Raw genomic sequence first — 16,643 nt, 5'->3', positions numbered from 1 at the left:
GACGTCCGCGGGGAAAGACCAAATCGGGATCAGCCCTGGTCCTCGCCCCCCTCGGTCTCGGTGGTGGGCTCGTCCGTGGCGTCCGGATCCTCGGCGCTGTCGCGCTGGTCGGCGAGACGGACCGCGCTGGCGATGAGCTCCTGGGCCCGGTCCACGGACTCCTGGTAGCCGGCGAGGTCGCCGTCCGCGAGGGCCCGGTCGGCCTCCGTGAACGCCGCGTCGGCCTGGCCGAGGAGACGGGCGATGCGCTCGTTGACGCTCAGCGCGGGACCGCCGGGCTCGCCCTGGTTGCCGCCGCCCTGGTTGTTGCCACCCTGGCCACCGGCACCGCCGTTCCCGCCGGCGCCACCGCCGCCGGGCCCGATCTCGACGCCGAGGGTGTCGGCGATCGCCTCGGTGAGGGTCTCGCCCACGCCGACGCTGTCGCCGTAGGACACCAGCACGAAGCGCAGGATCGGGTAGCCGCCCGTGGACGCCGAGCGGACGGCGTACACCGGCTCGATGTACATCAGGCCGTCAGCGACCGGCACCGTCAGCAGGTTGCCGTACGTCGGCTGCGACTGGCTGTTGTTGTAGGGCAGCAGCGCCTCACGCACGGCGTCGTCGTTGCTGAACTCGTTGGCGATCAGGCCCGGACCCTTGGTGTTCTGGTCCTGCAGCTGCAGCACCGTCATCTTGCCGTAGTCCTCCGACGTCGCATCGGAGTTCACGGTGACGAACGAGGCCAGGTTCTCCTTGCCGTAGGGCACGAAGACCGAGGTCAGGGACCAGTCCTGGTCGCCGTTGGCACCCTCGCCGGCGTCCGCGCCCTCGTTGAACAGGCGGTACGGCGGCTGCAGGTCGTTGGTGCTGTTCGGGTCGCGCGGGACCGCCCAGCGGTCGTTGCCCTGGTACCAGTCGCCGGCGTCGGTGACGTGGTAGCGGGCGTAGTGGTAGCGCTGGACCTTGAACAGGTCCTCGGGGTAGCGCAGGTGCTCCATCAGCTCATCGGAGATCTCCGAGCGGTCCTTCACCGTGTCGGGGAAGGCGCTGCGCCAGGTCTGGAGGATCGGGTCCTCCTCGTCCCACGCGTAGAGCGTGACGGTGCCGTCGTAGGCGTCGACGGTCGCCTTGACCGCGTTGCGCATGTAGTTGATCTCGTCGGTCGGCAGCGTCTGCAGGCCGGCCTGCTCCTGCAGCGAGTCGTCGGTCATGTCCTCGAAGGACTCACGCTCGGAGAACGGGTAACGGTCGGTCGTGGTGTAGCCGTCCACGATCCACACGATCTTGCCGTCCACGATCGCCGGGTAGGAGTCGTCGTCGATGGTCAGCCACGGGGCGACCTTCTCGACCCGCTCGCGCGGCGTGCGGTTGTAGAGGATCTCGCTGCCGCCGTGGACACGACCGGACAGCAGGAAGTTCGGCTCGCCGAACTTGATCGCGTAGAGCAGCTGACGGAACGTCGAGCCGATCGGCACGCCGCCGTCGCCGTCGTACGTCGTGGTCTGCTCCTCGTCCTCGGTCGCGCCGGCGAGGCCGAGCTCGACGCTCGGGGAGTCGTCGCTCTCCTTGCCGACCACCGAGTACGACGGGCTCTGCTCGCCGAAGTAGATCCGGCTCTCGTAGCCGCCGACCGCCTTGCTCAGCGCGTCCTGGCGGCTGCCGTCGGAGTTGGTCTGGTTGCCCTCCGCCCACTGGATGTCGGTGCCCTCGGAGTTGTCGTCGGCGCCGCGCTGGTTGGCGTAGGCGGCGATGATGCCGTTGCCGTGGGTGTAGACGGTGTGCAGGTTGGACCAGTTGCGGTCACCGGCGTTCAGGCCGCTCTGGTCGAGCTCGCGGGCGCCGAGCACGAGCGCCCGGTCCCGGCCGCCGATGCGGTAGCGGTCCACGTCGAGGACGTCGGCCACCGAGTAGTAGACGCGGCCCTGCTGGTTCTGCTCGAAGGTCTGGCGCACCAGCTTCGGGTCGACCAGCGGCACCGAGGACGCCTGCGCACGCAGGGTGCGCGCCTTGTCGACGTCCGCGTCGCCGGTCGTGGTGGTCGAGGCGTAGTCGACCTCCTCGATCTCGTCGAGGTCGAAGGCCGCGCGCGTCGCCGCGATGTTGCGCGCGACGTACTCGTTCTCCTTGTCGGCCTCGGAGGGCTTGACCTGGAACTGCTGGACGATGCCCGGCCAGATCGCGCCGAGCAGGACCGCGGAGAGCGCCAGCAGGGCGATGCCCACCGAGGGCAGCGTCCAGGTGCGGCGCCAGACGTTGAGGAAGAACAGCACCGCGCAGATGACGGCGATGCCCATCAGGATGTTCTTCGCCGGCAGCACCGCGTTCTCGTCGGTGTAGGTCATTCCGGTGATCAGCCCGCCGCCCTGGTGGACCAGGTCGAAGCGGTCCAGCCAGTAGTCGACGGCCTTCGCGAGCACGAACAGGCCCAGCAGCACCGAGAGCTGCACCTGTGCGGCGCCGGAGAGCCGGTCGCCGGCGCTCTGCAGGCGGATGCCGCCGTACAGGTAGTGCACCAGCGCCGCGGCGATCAGCGCGATGATCGTGACCGCCATCGTGAAGTCGACCAGGAAGTGCCAGAACGGCAGGTCGAAGACGTAGAAGCCGATGTCCTTGCCGAACTGCGCGTCGTCGCTGCCGAACTCCTTGCCGTTGCGCCACAGCAGGTAGTTGCGCCACTCCCCCAGTGCCGAGGTGCCGGCGAACAGGCCGAGCACCACGGAGACGCCGATCAGCAGCCAGGTCCGGATCGGCGCGATCGCGTCGCGGTAGCGGTCCAGCCCGGCCTGCTCGGAGGAGCGCGGGTGGAACAGCGGGCGATAGCGGTAGGCCAGGTAGATGTTGAGCCCCACCACGAGGGCCATCACGAGGCCGAAGACGAGGAACAGCACCGCGCGGGTCCAGAACAGCGTGGTGAAGACCCCGCCGTAGCCGCCGTCGCGGTACCAGAGCCGGTCGGTGTAGATGCCGGCGAAGGTGGTCAGGCCGAAGAAGGCCACGACCAGCACGACGCCGGTGATGACGAGTGCTCGGGACCGTCCCGAGCTGCGGGAGGGCGGCTGCTTGCTCGCCCGGGGGTCGGAGTCGAAGAGGTCGCTCACTGCCTCACCTCGGGTGCTTCGGGTGCCCGGTCACGGGCGCTCTGTGCTGCTGCCGTGGGGTACGGCGTCGATCGGGTCATTCACTGGCCTCGTCGGTCTCGTCGGGGTCATCGGTCAAGGTGGCGGCCAGCATGGCCACCAGGGCAGGCACCAGGTCCGCGCCGCCGACGACGGAGGTGTCCTCGTCGTGGGCGCGCAGGCGCAGGGCGCAGTACGTCGCGCCGGCGCGGGTCGCGCCGGCGACCATGCGGACCTCCTGGCGGTCCGGGTGCTCGCGGGCGTACAGCTCGGCGGCCTCGGGGTCCTCGGGGACCTCGCCGTCGGCGTCGGGCGGGAGCACGAGGCGCTCGACCACCGCGGCGCAGCCGGTGACCTCCGGCGGCCAGGTGATCGCCTCGAGGACCTGCTCGAGCAGCTGGTCGGGGCGCAGCTGGTCCTGCTCCACCGGCGTGAGGGAGCCCTCTGCCGAGGCGGCGTCCAGCCCCATCAGCGAGGCCAGCGCGGGCTCGCGGCGCACCAGCTCGGCGGTGTCGACGAGGGCGTAGAGCCGCGCCGGCTGGTCCCATCCGCCCTCGGCGACGTGGTGCTCGATCTCGAGGACGGCCGCGGCCAGCGCGGGGTCGACGTCGAGGTCGCCGAGCCCGGTGAGGTCGGGCGCCTCCCCCGGCATCTCCTCGGAGGCAGCATCGTGGTCGTGCGGTTCGCTCATGGTGCGGATCAACTCAGCCTTCACAGCTCGGGAGGTCGGCGTCGGGGTCGGCCGCCCACTCCTCGACGGCCAGGCGTGCCTCGTGCATCGTGGTCGCCCGGGCCAGGCGCATGTCGCCGTTCTCGGCGCCCAGCGCCTCGGCGCAGTTGTCGGACGGCACCAGGAAGAGCTCGGCGCCGTCGCGACGCGCCGCGGCGATCTTCTGCTGGATGCCGCCGATCGGGCCGACGGTGCCGTCGCGCGCGATGGTGCCGCTGCCGGCCACGTCGCGTCCGCCGGTCATTGACCCGGGAGTGAGGGTGTCGTAGATGCCCAGCGCGAACATCAGCCCCGCGCTCGGCCCGCCGATGTCGGGGTCCACGTCCACCGAGACCTGGAACGGGAAGCGGAACCCGGTGCCGGCGGAGACCCCGATGCGGGGCTCGCCGTCCACGAGCTCCGGGGTCAGCTCGATGGTCTGCGGCTTGCCGTTGCGCAGGATCCTCAGGCGGACGTCCTCGCCGCGGGGGGTGGCGCGCACGGCCGCGACCAGCTCCTCGGGCGTGGCGACCTTGGTGCCGTTGACGGAGACGAAGAGGTCCTTGACCTTGATCCGGCCGTCGGCGGGCGAGTCGGGGGCGACGTAGGCCGCCATCACCGCGGGCTCGACCTCGTAGTCGAGCTCCTCCAGCGCCACCGCGACCGCGACGTCCTGGGAGGTGACCATGTCGATGGCGCCGGAGATCCGGCTCTCCTCGACGGTCTCGTCCTTCTCGTAGACGGCGTCGTAGGGGTAGACCGCGCGGTCCGGGTCCAGCCAGGTGCCGATCAGCTCCAGCAGGCCCTTGTCCGCGCCGGGCAGCGAGACGTAGACGGTGGTCATCCGCAGCTCGCCGTCGTCGTGGAACGAGCGGTGCCCGGAGACCTGCACGATCTCCTTGCCGTCCTCCTTCGCCAGCACGTTCACGGTCAGGCCGGGGCCGTACGTCGCGAACGGCAACGGGGCGAACGCGGCGGCCGCGAACAGGGCAAGCAGCAACGGCACCGCCACGACGGCGGCGACAAGACGCTGCTTCATGGCCCGAAGTCTCTCATCCGGGGCCAACTCGCGCGCGCGGACCTCGTGCCCGCGGTGCGACGCGCGCCGCGGTCAGGAGGCGCGGCGTCGCGAGGAGCCCGCTCCGCGCGGATCGCGGGAGGGGCGCACGGCGATGCCGGTGCTGCGGTCGCGCTCCGGCGTACGCGCGGCGTAGCGCACCGGGACGTCCTTCTGCATGGCCTTGGCGAGACGCTGCGCGAGCACCTCGCGGTCGACCTCGACGGAGCGCTCCCGACCGGCCCAGCCCACCCAGCAGGCGGCGACGGTGGTCGCGACCGCGGCGGGCACGAGCCAGAGCAGGATCTCCACGCCGTGAAGGCTACGGCGGGCGGCGCCGGCGCGGCGGGAGGCTCGCTCAGGGAGCCCCGACCCACTCCTCGGTGCCGTCGCCGAAGCGCTGGTGCTTCCAGATCGGCACCTCCGCCTTGAGGGTGTCGATCAGTGCCCGGGAGGCCTCGAACGCCTCGCCGCGGTGCGCGGCGGTGGTGGCGATGACCACGGCGGCGTCCCCGATCGCCAGCGTGCCGGTGCGGTGGACCGCGGCCACGCCGTGCACGTCGTAGTCGCTCGCGACCCGCTCGCACACCTCCGTGAGCCGGTCCAGGGCGCTCGGGTGGGCGGAGTACTCCAGCCCGGTGACCCCCTTGCCGCCGTCGTGGTCGCGCACCCGGCCGACGAAGAGCGTCAGGCCACCGGCCGCGTCGTCGTCGAGCGCGGCCAGCACCTCCTCGACGTCGAGGGGATCCTCGCGGAGGGCGACCAGGCGTACGACGGGGCGCGCAGGAGATCGGGACATGACCGCGAGCGTAGAACGGTTGCCCGGCGAAGTACCGTGGGGCCATGAGCAACGACCCCGGCAACCCGTCCTCCGACGGGCCCGACGAGGGCCAGAACCCCTTCAAGGGCACTCCTTTCGAGCACCTCTTCGGAGGCCTGGGCGGCCTCGGTGGGGCCGGCGGGCTGGGCGGCCCGGGCGGGTTCCCCTTCCCCGGGATGACCCCCGGCCAGGGCGGCATGCCCGACCTGAACCAGCTCTTCGGCCAGATCCAGGCGATGATGCAGCCCTACGACGGGCCGCTGAACTGGGACGTGGCCCTCGACGTCGCGCGCAAGAGCGCGGCCCAGGGCTCCGACCCCTCGATCACGCAGCGCCAGAAGGACGCCGTGGCCGACTCCCTGCGCCTGGCCGACCACTGGCTCGACGAGACCACGTCGTTCCCCTCGGGGGTCCAGACCACCGCGGCCTGGAGCCGCGCGGAGTGGATCCTCGCGACCGCCGACGTGTGGAAGGTGCTGATCGAGCCGATCGCCGCCTCCTCGGTGCAGGCGATGGGCAGCGCCCTCCCGGAGGAGGCCAAGGCGCAGGCCGGCCCGATCCTGGGGATGATGGGCAAGGCCATCGGCGCGATGCTGGCCCAGCAGGTCGGCTCCGCGCTGGGTGCCCTCGCCGGTGAGGTGCTCTCCGTCTCCGACATCGGCGTCCCGCTGGCCCCGGCCGGCCGGGCCGCGCTGCTGCCGACCAACGTCGCCGCCTTCGCCGAGGGCCTCGACGTGGGCGCCGACGACGTCCTGCTCTACCTCTCGCTGCGCGAGGCCGCCCACCAGCGCCTCTTCGCTCACGTGCCGTGGCTGCGCGAGCACGTCATCGCCGCGGTCCGCGACTACGCCGGCGGCATCGAGATCGACGCCGAGCAGATCCAGTCCCGCCTCGAGGAGCAGTTGCGCGGCGTCGACCCGAGCAACCCCGAGGCCATGCAGGAGCTGCTCCAGGGCGGCCTGTTCGACATGCCCAAGTCGCCGCGCCAGGAGGCGGCGCTGAGCCGCCTCGAGGTGGTGCTCGCGCTGGTCGAGGGCTGGGTCGACGAGGTCGTCGCCCAGGCCACCACCACCCGGATGCCCACCGCCGGCAAGCTCCAGGAGGCGTTCCGGCGCCGCCGGGCCGCGGGCGGTCCGGCGGAGGACACCTTCGCCGCGCTCGTCGGGCTCGAGATGCGCCCGCGCCGCCTGCGCGACGCCTCCACGCTGTGGGGCTCGCTGCGCTCCCGGCAGGGCATCGAGGCCCGCGACGGCGTGTGGATGCACCCCGACCTGCTGCCCACCGCCGCCGACCTCGACGACCCCCTCGGGTTCCGTGAGGACGCCACCGCCCCGGCCGAGCTCAGCGAGACCGACTTCGACGCCGAGCTGCGCAAGCTGCTGGACGGCCCGGGGACCGACGGCGAGGACACCGGCTCCGGGTCGGATCCCTCCGCCACGTGAGCCTGCACGCCGACGCCCTGGCGGTCCTCGACGCCTGGGCGGCACCGAGTCCCGCGCAGGAGGCGCTGCGCGTGCGCTACGTCGAGCACCTGCGCGCCCACCCCGACGGCGTACGCCGTGAGTGCCGGCCCGACCACCTCACCGCCTCGACGCTGGTGCTGAGCGCGGACCGGTCCCGGGTGCTGCTGACCCTGCATGCCAAGGCCCGGCGCTGGTTCCAGCTCGGCGGGCACTGCGAGGACACGGACGCGACGCTGGGCGGGGCCGCGCTGCGCGAGGCATCGGAGGAGTCCGGACTGGACGGGCTGGTGCTGACGGCCGCGCCGGTGCACCTCGACGAGCACGTGGTCCCGTTCTGCGGCCGCGCCGACGCGCCCGGCGGGCCGGTGCACCACCTCGACGTCCGCTTCGTCGCGGTCGCGCCTGCGGACGCGGTCCACACGATCAGCGAGGAGTCGTTGGACCTGCGCTGGTGGCCGGTCGACGCGCTGCCGGACCCCGAGCTGGCCGACCTCGTCGAGCACGCCCTCGCCACACCGCTGCCGGTGGCTCAGTCGACCTCGGGCGGACCGACGTCGGTGGCCGCGGACCAGCCCAGCAGGTAGCCCTTCGCCCGCTCCGCCTGCGGGAAGCGGTCCACCCAGCTCCAGAACTTCTCGTTGTGGCTGGGCTCGATCAGGTGGGCGAGCTCGTGGACCAGCACGTAGTCGATCACCCACGCCGGCATCCCCTGCAGCCGCACGGAGAGCCGGATCGAGCGGTCGCCGGGTGTGCACGAGCCCCACCGCGACTGCTGGTTGTCCACCCATCGCACCGATCCCGGCACGGCGATGCCGCCGAGGTAGCGGTCGTTGAGGCCGCGGGCGCGCTGGACCAGCTCGTCGTCGTTGGGGCGTCGGCGCTGCTCGGAGCGCTCCAGGCGGGCGACCATCCGCTCGACCCAGTCGGCCTCCTCGGCACGGCTCAGCGAGGCGGGGACCAGCACGACGATCCGCTCGCCGTCGCGGTAGGCCGACACGGTGCGACGACGCCGCGACGAGCGACGCACCTCCACCTCGGGCCTCCCCATGGCGGGACCTTAGCCGTTCGCCCACTCCAGCAGGCGCTCCTTCGGCCAGGTGTTGACGATCCGGTCCGGCTCGATGCGGGCCGCCGCGGCGCGCTCCGCGCCGTACCAGAGGAAGTCGAGCTGGCCCGGGGCGTGGGCGTCGCTGTCGATGGAGAACAGGCAGCCGGTGTCGCGAGCCAGCTCCAGGAGCGCGGTCGGCGGGTCGCGCCGCTCGGGGCGGGAGTTGATCTCGACCGCGACGCCGTGCTCCGCGCAGGCCTCGAAGACCGCCTTCGCGTCGAACTGCGACTGCCCGCGGGTCCCCCGGCCGCCGGTGACCAGCCGTCCGGTGCAGTGGCCGAGCACGTTGGTCCACGGCTGGGCCACCGCGGCCACCATCCGCCGGGTCATCGCGTCGCGCTCCATCGCCAGCTTGGAGTGCACGCTCGCCACCCGCACGTCGAGGCGGGCCAGCATCTCCTCGCTCTGGTCCAGCGAGCCGTCGTCGAGGATGTCGACCTCGATGCCCTTGAGGAGGGTGAACCCGGCGCCGCCGAGGTGCTGGTTGACGGCGTCGACCACGTCGAGCTGGCGGGCCAGCCGCTCCGCGCTCAGCCCGTGGGCGATCTTCAGCCGCGGCGAGTGGTCGGTGAGCACCTGGTACTCGCGGCCCAGCTCGATCGCGGTGAACGCCATCTCCTCGATCGGCGAGCCGCCGTCGGACCAGTCGGAGTGGGAGTGCAGGTCCCCGCGCAGCTGGCCGTGCAGCTCGTGCCCGCCCTCGGTGAGGTCGCCACCGTGCTCGGCCTCGGCGCGGGCGAGCCGCTCGGGCAGCTCGCCGCGGACCGCCGCCGCGATCACCTTCGAGGAGCTCGCCCCGATGCCGGGCAGCGAGGCGAGGGTGCCCTCGTCGACGGCGCGGCGTACCTCCTCCTCGCTCATCGGCAGGATCGTCGCGGCGGCGTTGCGGAACGCCTTGACCTTGTAGGTGTCCTCGCGGCCCCGCTCGAGCAGGAACGCGATGCGCCGCAGCGCGGCCACCGGTCCGCCGTCGTAGGTCTCGCTCCCGAGATCATTCACAGGGCCCACCCTATTTCCTCCACATCCGGTGCACGAACGTCGTCGCTGGTCAGCGAGGGGTACGGCGGGCGCCCGCCCGGATTCCTCCCCAATTGTCCACAGCGTTCTCCACAGGTTGTGGGTGTCCGGGCGGACCGGTCAGCGTCCCCGGAACACCGGTGCCCGGCGCTCGTCCTTGGCGCGGATCCCCTCCTGGAGGTCCTCGGTGGCCAAGGTGATCGGCTGCGCCATCGCCTCCCACTGCAAGGCGGCCTCCAGGTCGGCGTGGCCGCCGTCGGCGAGCGCGAGCTTCGTGAGCCGGCTCGCGATGGGGGCGGTGGCGGCGATCGTGCGCGCGGTCGCGAGCACCTCGTCCAGGAACGTCTCGGGGTCGTGGACGGCGGAGACCAGCCCCATCCGCAGGGCCTCGTCGGTGTCCACCATCCGCCCGGTCAGCATCAGGTCGCGGGCGTGGGCGGCGCCGACCACCTCGGGCAGCAGGTGGGTGCCGGCCATCCCCGGGTGCATCCCCAGCCTCACGAACGGGACGCCCAGCCGGGCACCGGCGACGGCGTAGCGCAGGTCGCAGGCGAGGGCGAGGCACAGGCCGGCGCCGACCGCGGGACCGTTGAGCGCCGCGATCGTCGGCACCTCCAGGCGGCGGATCGTGAGCCAGGAGCGGTAGAAGGCCAGCATCCGCGTGCGCAGCTCATCGACCGTCGCGTCCGGCTCCCCCGCGATCCACGCGGTGTCGCCGCCGGAGCAGAACGCCGAACCGGCACCGGTGACCACCACGGCCCGGAGCTCGCGGTCGGCGGCGAGCTCGTCGACCGCCGCCACCCACGACGCGGTCATCGGCGCCGACATCGCGTTGCGCTGGTCGGGGTTGTCCAGGGTCAGCAGGGCGACACCGGGGAACGGGCGGTCCACCCGCAGGTGAGAAGGCACAGACATGGCCGCAATCTACGGCGCGCCGTCGCCTGCCGCGCTGCTGCGCACCCTCATGGGCGTGCCGTAGGGTCGACTCGGTCCCGCGCCGAGCCGCGGACCCCGGCGGGTCGTCCCACAGGCCCGCTGTGACGACCGAGTGAGACTAGGCAAGGAGGCCCTCATGGCGGAGACCTGGAGCGGCGAGTTCTACTGCGTGAAGTGCAAGGAGAAGCGCGAGGCCGAGGGCGAGGTCAAGGTCAACGACAAGGGCACCCGCATGGCGAAGGCCACGTGCCCCGTGTGCTCGACCAACCTCAACCGCATCCTCGGCAAGGCGTGAGCTGACCCCAGCGCACCCAGCCACGGAGCTGTGACGGCGGCGTCTCCCGACGGGGAGGCGCCGCCGCGGTCGTTGCGGGCGCTGTGGAGAGCACCGGCGACACGGCGCCCGCGCGTGTGAGGCTCGGCCCATGCCCGCCCCGCCCCGTCTGCCCACCGGCGTCCCGCTGCTGCGCCGGGACCGCCACCACCTGCAGGTGGGCCTGTCCCCCGCCGTCGTCCTGCCCGACGCCCCGGACGTGCGCGACCTCCTCGCGCGGCTCCGCGAGGGCCGGGCCCCGTCCGCGGAGTCCCCGGACTCCCCTGCGGCGCGCGCCGCGCTGGTGCGCCTCGACGCCGCCGGCCTGCTCGAGGACGCCGCGGCCGACGCCGTACGCCGTGAGCGGCGACGCGCCTGCACCGTCGTGGTCGATGCCCGCGAGGAGGCGGCCGCCGCGATCGGCGCGGTGCTGCGCCGCGCCGGGCTCGGCGTGGCGGCCCCCGGGGCGCCCCTCCCGGCCCACCCGGACGGGGAGGAGGGCTCCGGCACCTCGCCGGTCTGCGTGCTCGTGGTCCGCGACGGCGTGCTGGCCCGCGGCGACCTCGACGAGGCGACCCGGACCGGGGTCCCCCACCTGGTGGTCGCCCACGACCACGCCGGCACCGTGGTCGGGCCGTTCGTGGTGCCCGGCGCCTCGGCGTGCGTGCGCTGCATCGACGCCCATGCCAGCACCCGTGACCCGCGCTGGCCGGTGCTGGTCGAGCAGGCGGCGCGCCAGCAGCCCCCGCCGCGCGACCCGGTGCGCCACGCGCTCGCGGTCAGCTGGGCGGCCGGCGACCTGCGGCTGTGGGCCGAGGGGCGCACCCCGTCGACCTGGTCGGCAACGGTCCGCATCGGCGAGGACCTCGTCGTGACCCGGGAGAGCTGGTCGCGTCACCCGGCGTGCGGCTGCGCCTGGGGGACGTTCATCTCCGCTGGGGCGGACTGAGCGCCGCTCACCACCAGACGCTGTCCAGCCGGCCCTCCATCGCGCGCAGGTGCTCGCGCGAGCAGTCGGCGCAGAAGGTGCGGGGCTCGCCGTTCTCCACCGCCGTGGTCCAGGAGAGCCGGACCACCGGGTCGGGCTCGTCCTCCTCGCGACGTCCGCACAGGTCGCAGGTCCTCATCTCCCCGAGGCTACGACCTCCCCGCGGCGGGCGGGCGCGGCCGGACGCGGAACGGCTGGGCAGGACGCGGGAGTCCTGCCCAGCCGGTCCTGCATCGCACCCGCGATCAGGGTGCCGGGCCGGCGCCACCGTCGGGTGACGCCGACCGCGTTCTCACAGGGCCCGCGCGAGGGCGAGGCGCGCCTGCTGTGCTGCCTGCTCGGCCTTGCGGCCGAGCCGGACCGCACGCGACAGCTGGTAGCCGCGGCGACGTTCTTGCGCCTCTCCCAGGCGCGCGGACATTTGGACGCGTGCCAGGTTCTCGTGCATCAGATTCATCTCGGTGCTCCGGTCGAAGTCGGTGACGGCGTGAGGGTTCACGCCGGCGGGGTCGGGGGTGCTCGCGGAGTGCGAGGCGGGGTTCGTGGTCGGGTTCATCGGTGTCCGGTGCTTCCTGGTCTCGGGGCGGTCACAGCGCGCGGGCGAGGGCGGTGCGCGCCTGCTGCGCGGCCACCTCCGCACGGCGGGTGAATCGGTGCGCACGGGCGAGCTCATGGCCGCGGCGACGCTGCTGGGCCTCTCCTCGCCGGGCGCACATCTGCACCCGGGCGATGTTCTCGTGCAGGAGGAACATGGCGGTCTCTTCTGTCGGGCTGGACGGGTGGACGGTGCTGCTGGCTGGTGCTCACTGGCACCGGGGTCGTACGGCGGGTCTGGCTCAGGCGCTGCCGGGGACGGAGCCGTCCTTCCGGGGCCGGCCGCGGGGGCGCTTGCGGGGGATCACCACTCCGTGCAGGAACAGCTCTCCGCCCCAGACGCCCCAGGGCTCCCGGCGGTCGAGGGCCCCGTCGAGGCAGGTCATCCGTACCGGGCACTCCTGGCAGAGCGCCTTGGCGGACTCCACGTCGCTGGGTGACTCGGCGAACCAGAGCTCGGGGTTCCGGACCCGGCACGGGAGGCTCGCCTCGTCGACGCGGCTCGCCTGGTCGTGGAGCAGGCCGAGGGTCGGCGCCCCGGCGGGGCGGTCGAGGACGCTGATGGTCATGTTTCACCTCCTTCGTTCAGTGATCGCGGGTGCAGGGTGTGGCGTGGGGTGGCCTCTCGCGACAAACGAAAAGGCCGCGGATCCCGGTGTGGGGATCCGCGGCCTGGAGGTGCCGGTTGCTGATGTCTCAGCAGCTCGGTGGTCTCCAGGCACGTGTCCCCGGGAAGGCGCCGTCGATGCGACGGTTCGGGTTGCCCCAGGCGTCGCCCGTCGCGTGACCGATGGCCTTGCCACCGGCGAGCTCGGAGCGCTCGCGCACGGAAGCGGACACAGCGGTGCCCCGGACGGCAGGAACGGCGACCGGCGCGCGGAAGGCGTGGGCGCAGCGGGACGTGACGACGTCACCGGCGTACGGCAGGGCCGACTGGGCCGTCGTCATCGTGATCTTGGTGCTGTCCATCTGGGCCACCTCCTTCAAGGCATCGGGCGCCGGCGGTGTCAGGGCCGTGGTGCGCGTCAGTAGTTCTGAGAAGTTATCGCGGGTCTCGTGTCATGGGCAAACGATTTAATGACTATTTCGCGAAAAGATCCTGCCAGTTCGCCTCAGCGGGCTCGAATGCCACGCACCGGCGCTTTCGCGGGCTCACTCGACGAGTGCGAGGACGTCCTCGCCGAACCGGTCGAGCTTGGACTGGCCGATGCCGCCGATCTTGAGCAGGGCCTGCGGCGTGCGCGGCTTCTGCTCCGCGATCAGCTGGAGCGTGGCGTCGGTGAAGATGACGAACGCCGGCACGCTCTCCTCGGCGGCGCGGTCCTTGCGCCACTCGCGCAACCGCTCGAACAGCGCCTCGTCGTAGGAGGCCGGGCAGTCCTCGCAGCGCCCGCGCTTCTTCTCCAGGCCGGTCATCAGCGGCTTGCCGCACTCGCGGCAGCTCGCGACCTTGCTGCGGCGCAGCCGCGGCTCCGGCGCACGCGCGCTGTCGGGGAGCAGCGGGTCGAGGAACCGCGACGGCTTGCGGCTGCCGCGACCGCCCGGGTTGCGCGCCTGGGCCCAGGAGACGGCCAGGTCGATGCGCGCCCGGGTCATGCCGACGTACAGCAGCCGGCGCTCCTCCTCGATCTCGGCGGGGGTCTCGGCGTAGGTGATCGGCATGGTGCCGTCCTGCAGGCCGCACAGGAACACCGAGTCCCACTCCAGGCCCTTGGCCGCGTGGAAGGTGGCGAGCGTGACGCCGGCCGCGACCGGGGCGTGCTGCTCGGCCGCGCGCCGGTCGAGGTCGTCGACGAACGCGTCGAGCCCGCCGCCCGCGGCGGCGAACTCGGCGGCCTGGTCGACCAGCGCCTGCCAGGACTCCCAGCGGTCCCGGGTCTGCCCGCGCGCCGTCGGCGCCTCGGGGGTCCACCCCATGCCGGCGAGGATCGCTCGCACGGTCTCGGCGGGCTCGCTGCCCTCCCCGGAGCGGGCGGCGCCGCGGATGCGGGTCACGGCCTCGCGGATCTCGGGGCGGTCGAAGAAGCGGGCGGCGCCGCGCACGACGTACGGGATCCCCCGGGCCGCCAGCGCCTCCTCGAAGGTCTCGGACTGGGCGTTGATGCGGAACAGGATCGCGACCTCGGCCAGCGAGCGCCCGGCGTCGCGCAGGCGCAGCACCTGGGCGGCGACCGCCTCCGCCTCGGCGACCTCGTCGGGGTGCTGGGTGTAGGTGACCGCAGGACCGGCAGGCCGCTGCGCGCGCAGCGAGACGCCCTCGCTGCCGGAACCGGCGAGCAGGGAGTTGGCGGCGGCGACGATCTCGGGGCTGGAGCGATAGTTGCGCACCAGCTCGATCGAGGTGGTGCCGGTGTGCTTGCGCGGGAACTCGCGCAGGTAGTCGGCGTTGGCGCCGGCGAAGCTGTAGACGGTCTGCGCCGGATCGCCGACCACGCAGATCTCGTTGCGCCCGCCGAGCCACAGGTCGAGCAGCGCCGACTGGAGCGGCGAGACGTCCTGGAACTCGTCGACGACGAACCACTTGTACTGCTGGCGCACCTGGGCGGCGACCCGCTCGTCCTCGGCGAGCAGGCCGGCGGTCAGGAGCAGGACGTCCTCCATGTCCATGCGCCCCTGGCCGCGCTTGACCTCCTCGTAGCTGCCGAAGACCCGCCCGACGGTCTCGTGGTCCTGCCCGGTCACCGAGCGGCCGCGCCGGGCCGCCACCTTGGCGTAGTCGTCGGGGTGGACGTTGCTGACCTTGGCCCACTCGATCTCCGAGGCGAGGTCGCGCAGCAGCGCCTGGTCGGTCTGGATGCGCTGGCGGCGGGCGGCCCCGGCCAGCAGCCCCATCTTCGACTCGATGAGCGTGGGCAGCTCGGTGCCGTAGGCCCGGGGCCAGAAGTAGCGCAGCTGGCGCAGCGCCGCGGAGTGGAAGGTGCGGGCCTGCACCGGCCCGGCACCGAGGGCGCGCAGCCGCTGGCGCATCTCGCCGGCCGCACGGGTCGTGAAGGTCACCGCGAGGACCTCCGAGGGGGCGTAGACCCCGCTGGCCACGCCGTACGCGATGCGGTGGGTGATCGCCCGGGTCTTGCCGGTGCCGGCACCGGCCAGCACCCGGACCGGGCCCCGGAGGGCCTCCGCGACGCGTCGCTGCTCCGGGTCGAGGGCGGCGAGCAGCTGGTCGGGGTCCACTGCGGACATCGGGGCGAGCATCTCCTGGATCGAGGTGGTTGGATCGAGCTGTACCTCGAACCCTAGACGTCGGAGGCGACAGTCCCAGATGAGCTCCTTCACGATGTACACCACTCCCTGGTGCGGCTACTGCCACCGTCTCAAGAGCCAGCTCGACCGCGAGGGCATCAGCTATGACGTGGTCGACATCGAGCAGGTCCCCGACGCCGCGCTGATCGTCGAGCAGGCCAACGGCGGCAACCAGACCGTGCCGACGCTCGTGTACAGCGACGGCACCGCCCAGACCAACCCCTCGCTGGCCCAGGTCAAGGAGAAGATCGCCTCCCTGGCCTGAGCACCGACGACGGGCCCGCGCCCGGCCTCACCAGTGGCCGGGCAGCGGCTCGCCGTACCAGTGCTCGATCAGGGAGCGGCTGATCGAGACCCCGCCGGGGAGCACCAGGGTGCCGTCGGCGGCGCCGGCGCGCATCTGCTCGCGGGTGAACCAGTGCGCCTCCTCGATCTCGTCGAGGTCCACGGTGATGCCCGTGGTCTCGGCGCGGGCGACGAAGCCCACCATCAGGCTCGCCGGGAACGGCCACGGCTGGCTGCCGAAGTAGCTCACCTCGCCGATGCGGATCCCCGCCTCCTCGGCGACCTCACGACGTACGGCGTCCTCGAGGGTCTCCCCCGGCTCGCAGAAGCCGGCCAGGGTCGAGAACCGCCCCTCCGGCCACACCGACTGGCGCCCGAGCAGGCAGCGCTCCTCCTCGCTCCCCGGCTCGCCGGCGGTGACCAGCATGATCACCGCGGGGTCGGTGCGGGGGAACTGCGAACGGCCGCAGTCCTCGCACACCAGCTCGTGGCCGGCCTTGCGGGGGCTCAGGGACCCGCCGCAGCGCGGGCAGAACCGGGTCACGAAGAGCCACTCGGCCAGCCCGAGCGCGTGGAAGACCAGCGGGACACCGGTCATCGCGTCGTCGGCGAGGTGCGGCAGCAGCCCGCGCAGCGGGACCCAGCCGTCCTCCTCGCGGGAGCGCTCGGCCTCGACGACGACCGCGAACCAGGCTCGGCCGTCCTGCTCCCCGAGGAGCACCCGCAGCCCGTCGGGCGCCTCGGCCGTGGGCACCCAGCCCACGTCGCCGCCCCGGGGGCGGATCCGGGTGCCGGAGACCACGAGTGCGCGGGAGGACGGGTCGCTCCAGCGCTCCGCGAGCCAGACGTCGTCCGCGCGGTGGACGCCGGCGCGGTCGTGGGGATGGGCGCTGAGCTTCTCGTGGGGACGTTCGTGGGACTGCGGCACGCGACGAGGCTAGCCCCGGGAGCCGCGACCAGCCGCGAGGACGCGCGCGATTGACAATGATTCTCATTCTCATTGAGAATCGTT

Annotated in this window: 20 protein-coding genes; 5 read left to right on the top strand and 15 right to left on the bottom strand. The window is 72.9% G+C overall.

What is annotated here, in order from left to right; genetic code table 11:
• Positions 1 to 29: 29 nt before the first annotated feature.
• From HOQ23_RS04450 to HOQ23_RS04430, 5 genes are all read right to left on the bottom strand, one after another.
• Entirely contained in the window at positions 30 to 3,080 is a 3,051-nt protein-coding gene (locus tag HOQ23_RS04450) for a UPF0182 family protein (protein ID WP_172212191.1), read from the bottom strand.
• Between the two features lie 76 nt (positions 3,081 to 3,156).
• Positions 3,157 to 3,789, bottom strand: a complete 633-nt coding sequence (locus HOQ23_RS04445; RefSeq protein WP_253945138.1) for a PPA1309 family protein — start codon at positions 3,787 to 3,789, stop codon at positions 3,157 to 3,159.
• A 13-nt stretch (positions 3,790 to 3,802) separates the two neighbouring features.
• Positions 3,803 to 4,846 carry a PDZ domain-containing protein gene (locus HOQ23_RS04440; RefSeq protein WP_172212189.1) on the bottom strand — a complete coding sequence of 348 codons (1,044 nt, stop codon included), beginning with the start codon at positions 4,844 to 4,846 and terminating at the stop codon, positions 3,803 to 3,805.
• 72 nt (positions 4,847 to 4,918) lie between these two features.
• Positions 4,919 to 5,176 (bottom strand): hypothetical protein, encoded by a 258-nt coding sequence (locus HOQ23_RS04435; protein ID WP_172212187.1) that lies wholly within the window; start codon positions 5,174 to 5,176, stop codon positions 4,919 to 4,921.
• Between the two features lie 46 nt (positions 5,177 to 5,222).
• Positions 5,223 to 5,663, bottom strand: a complete 441-nt coding sequence (locus HOQ23_RS04430) for a molybdenum cofactor biosynthesis protein MoaE (protein ID WP_172212184.1) — start codon at positions 5,661 to 5,663, stop codon at positions 5,223 to 5,225.
• Between the two features lie 44 nt (positions 5,664 to 5,707).
• Here HOQ23_RS04430 and HOQ23_RS04425 point away from each other — a divergent pair, with 44 nt between their 5' ends.
• The gene (locus HOQ23_RS04425; protein ID WP_172212182.1) at positions 5,708 to 7,126 is read left to right on the top strand and encodes a zinc-dependent metalloprotease; all 1,419 of its coding nucleotides are present in this window, start codon (positions 5,708 to 5,710) and stop codon (positions 7,124 to 7,126) included.
• Positions 7,123 to 7,731, top strand: a complete 609-nt coding sequence (locus tag HOQ23_RS04420) for an NUDIX hydrolase (RefSeq protein WP_172212180.1) — start codon at positions 7,123 to 7,125, stop codon at positions 7,729 to 7,731. Before HOQ23_RS04425 ends, HOQ23_RS04420 begins: the two co-directional genes overlap by 4 nt.
• Here the strand turns inward: HOQ23_RS04420 and HOQ23_RS04415 are convergent.
• From HOQ23_RS04415 to HOQ23_RS04405, 3 genes are all read right to left on the bottom strand, one after another.
• Positions 7,677 to 8,195 (bottom strand): M48 family metallopeptidase, encoded by a 519-nt coding sequence (locus HOQ23_RS04415; protein WP_172212178.1) that lies wholly within the window; start codon positions 8,193 to 8,195, stop codon positions 7,677 to 7,679. The two genes, HOQ23_RS04420 and HOQ23_RS04415, sit on opposite strands and share 55 nt — an antisense overlap.
• Positions 8,196 to 8,204: 9 nt before the next feature.
• The gene (locus HOQ23_RS04410; protein ID WP_172212176.1) at positions 8,205 to 9,254 is read right to left on the bottom strand and encodes a PHP domain-containing protein; all 1,050 of its coding nucleotides are present in this window, start codon (positions 9,252 to 9,254) and stop codon (positions 8,205 to 8,207) included.
• Between the two features lie 138 nt (positions 9,255 to 9,392).
• Positions 9,393 to 10,187 carry an enoyl-CoA hydratase/isomerase family protein gene (locus HOQ23_RS04405; RefSeq protein WP_172212174.1) on the bottom strand — a complete coding sequence of 265 codons (795 nt, stop codon included), beginning with the start codon at positions 10,185 to 10,187 and terminating at the stop codon, positions 9,393 to 9,395.
• 157 nt (positions 10,188 to 10,344) lie between these two features.
• Between HOQ23_RS04405 and HOQ23_RS04400 the strand changes: the two genes are divergently transcribed.
• Together HOQ23_RS04400 and HOQ23_RS04395 are read left to right on the top strand one after the other, a co-directional pair.
• Entirely contained in the window at positions 10,345 to 10,503 is a 159-nt protein-coding gene (locus HOQ23_RS04400; protein ID WP_166133072.1) for a DUF5679 domain-containing protein, read from the top strand.
• A 130-nt stretch (positions 10,504 to 10,633) separates the two neighbouring features.
• Positions 10,634 to 11,470, top strand: a complete 837-nt coding sequence (locus tag HOQ23_RS04395; protein ID WP_172212171.1) for a hypothetical protein — start codon at positions 10,634 to 10,636, stop codon at positions 11,468 to 11,470.
• Positions 11,471 to 11,477: 7 nt separating this feature from the next.
• Here the strand turns inward: HOQ23_RS04395 and HOQ23_RS04390 are convergent, their stop codons facing one another.
• The 6 genes from HOQ23_RS04390 to HOQ23_RS04365 all read right to left on the bottom strand — a co-directional run bounded on the left by HOQ23_RS04390 (position 11,478) and on the right by HOQ23_RS04365 (position 15,286).
• Entirely contained in the window at positions 11,478 to 11,648 is a 171-nt protein-coding gene (locus HOQ23_RS04390) for a hypothetical protein (RefSeq protein WP_172212169.1), read from the bottom strand.
• 153 nt (positions 11,649 to 11,801) lie between these two features.
• The gene (locus tag HOQ23_RS04385) at positions 11,802 to 12,065 is read right to left on the bottom strand and encodes a hypothetical protein (protein WP_172211618.1); all 264 of its coding nucleotides are present in this window, start codon (positions 12,063 to 12,065) and stop codon (positions 11,802 to 11,804) included.
• A gap of 31 nt (positions 12,066 to 12,096) precedes the next feature.
• Entirely contained in the window at positions 12,097 to 12,261 is a 165-nt protein-coding gene (locus tag HOQ23_RS04380) for a hypothetical protein (protein ID WP_172212167.1), read from the bottom strand.
• An 84-nt stretch (positions 12,262 to 12,345) separates the two neighbouring features.
• Positions 12,346 to 12,672 (bottom strand): WhiB family transcriptional regulator, encoded by a 327-nt coding sequence (locus tag HOQ23_RS04375; RefSeq protein WP_172212165.1) that lies wholly within the window; start codon positions 12,670 to 12,672, stop codon positions 12,346 to 12,348.
• Between the two features lie 127 nt (positions 12,673 to 12,799).
• Positions 12,800 to 13,072, bottom strand: coding sequence for a hypothetical protein (locus tag HOQ23_RS04370; protein WP_172212163.1), 273 nt, complete (start codon positions 13,070 to 13,072; stop codon positions 12,800 to 12,802).
• A 183-nt stretch (positions 13,073 to 13,255) separates the two neighbouring features.
• A complete protein-coding gene (locus tag HOQ23_RS04365; protein ID WP_216653595.1) occupies positions 13,256 to 15,286 on the bottom strand; it encodes an ATP-dependent DNA helicase UvrD2 in 2,031 nt (676 codons plus the stop codon).
• 79 nt (positions 15,287 to 15,365) lie between these two features.
• On the opposite strand from HOQ23_RS04365, the gene HOQ23_RS04360 reads away from it, so the two are divergent.
• Complete coding sequence (locus HOQ23_RS04360; protein WP_172212159.1) at positions 15,366 to 15,611, top strand: mycoredoxin; 246 nt, start codon at positions 15,366 to 15,368, stop codon at positions 15,609 to 15,611.
• A 27-nt stretch (positions 15,612 to 15,638) separates the two neighbouring features.
• Here the strand turns inward: HOQ23_RS04360 and nudC are convergent, their stop codons facing one another.
• Complete coding sequence (gene nudC / locus HOQ23_RS04355) at positions 15,639 to 16,559, bottom strand: NAD(+) diphosphatase (RefSeq protein WP_172212157.1); 921 nt, start codon at positions 16,557 to 16,559, stop codon at positions 15,639 to 15,641.
• Positions 16,560 to 16,643: the final 84 nt, after the last annotated feature.

This window comes from Nocardioides sp. zg-DK7169 (assembly GCF_013155365.1).
GTDB lineage: Bacteria > Actinomycetota > Actinomycetes > Propionibacteriales > Nocardioidaceae > Nocardioides.
The sequence above is the reverse complement of the archived record's forward strand: the minus strand, read 5'-3'. Positions and strand labels throughout refer to the sequence as shown.

Excerpts from the sequence above, each read along its gene's own strand:
- HOQ23_RS04360 (WP_172212159.1), top strand. The coding sequence starts at position 15,366 with ATGAGCTCCTTCACGATGTACACCACTCCCTGGTGCGGCTACTGCCAC.
- HOQ23_RS04380 (WP_172212167.1), bottom strand. The coding sequence starts at position 12,261 with ATGTTCCTCCTGCACGAGAACATCGCCCGGGTGCAGATGTGCGCCCGG.
- HOQ23_RS04405 (WP_172212174.1), bottom strand. The coding sequence starts at position 10,187 with ATGTCTGTGCCTTCTCACCTGCGGGTGGACCGCCCGTTCCCCGGTGTC.
- HOQ23_RS04440 (WP_172212189.1), bottom strand. The coding sequence starts at position 4,846 with ATGAAGCAGCGTCTTGTCGCCGCCGTCGTGGCGGTGCCGTTGCTGCTT.
- HOQ23_RS04425 (WP_172212182.1), top strand. The coding sequence starts at position 5,708 with ATGAGCAACGACCCCGGCAACCCGTCCTCCGACGGGCCCGACGAGGGC.
- HOQ23_RS04390 (WP_172212169.1), bottom strand. The coding sequence starts at position 11,648 with ATGAGGACCTGCGACCTGTGCGGACGTCGCGAGGAGGACGAGCCCGAC.
- HOQ23_RS04415 (WP_172212178.1), bottom strand. The coding sequence starts at position 8,195 with ATGGGGAGGCCCGAGGTGGAGGTGCGTCGCTCGTCGCGGCGTCGTCGC.
- HOQ23_RS04395 (WP_172212171.1), top strand. The coding sequence starts at position 10,634 with ATGCCCGCCCCGCCCCGTCTGCCCACCGGCGTCCCGCTGCTGCGCCGG.
- HOQ23_RS04370 (WP_172212163.1), bottom strand. The coding sequence starts at position 13,072 with ATGGACAGCACCAAGATCACGATGACGACGGCCCAGTCGGCCCTGCCG.
- HOQ23_RS04430 (WP_172212184.1), bottom strand. The coding sequence starts at position 5,663 with ATGTCCCGATCTCCTGCGCGCCCCGTCGTACGCCTGGTCGCCCTCCGC.
- HOQ23_RS04400 (WP_166133072.1), top strand. The coding sequence starts at position 10,345 with ATGGCGGAGACCTGGAGCGGCGAGTTCTACTGCGTGAAGTGCAAGGAG.
- HOQ23_RS04385 (WP_172211618.1), bottom strand. The coding sequence starts at position 12,065 with ATGAACCCGACCACGAACCCCGCCTCGCACTCCGCGAGCACCCCCGAC.
- HOQ23_RS04375 (WP_172212165.1), bottom strand. The coding sequence starts at position 12,672 with ATGACCATCAGCGTCCTCGACCGCCCCGCCGGGGCGCCGACCCTCGGC.
- HOQ23_RS04365 (WP_216653595.1), bottom strand. The coding sequence starts at position 15,286 with ATGTCCGCAGTGGACCCCGACCAGCTGCTCGCCGCCCTCGACCCGGAG.
- HOQ23_RS04445 (WP_253945138.1), bottom strand. The coding sequence starts at position 3,789 with ATGAGCGAACCGCACGACCACGATGCTGCCTCCGAGGAGATGCCGGGG.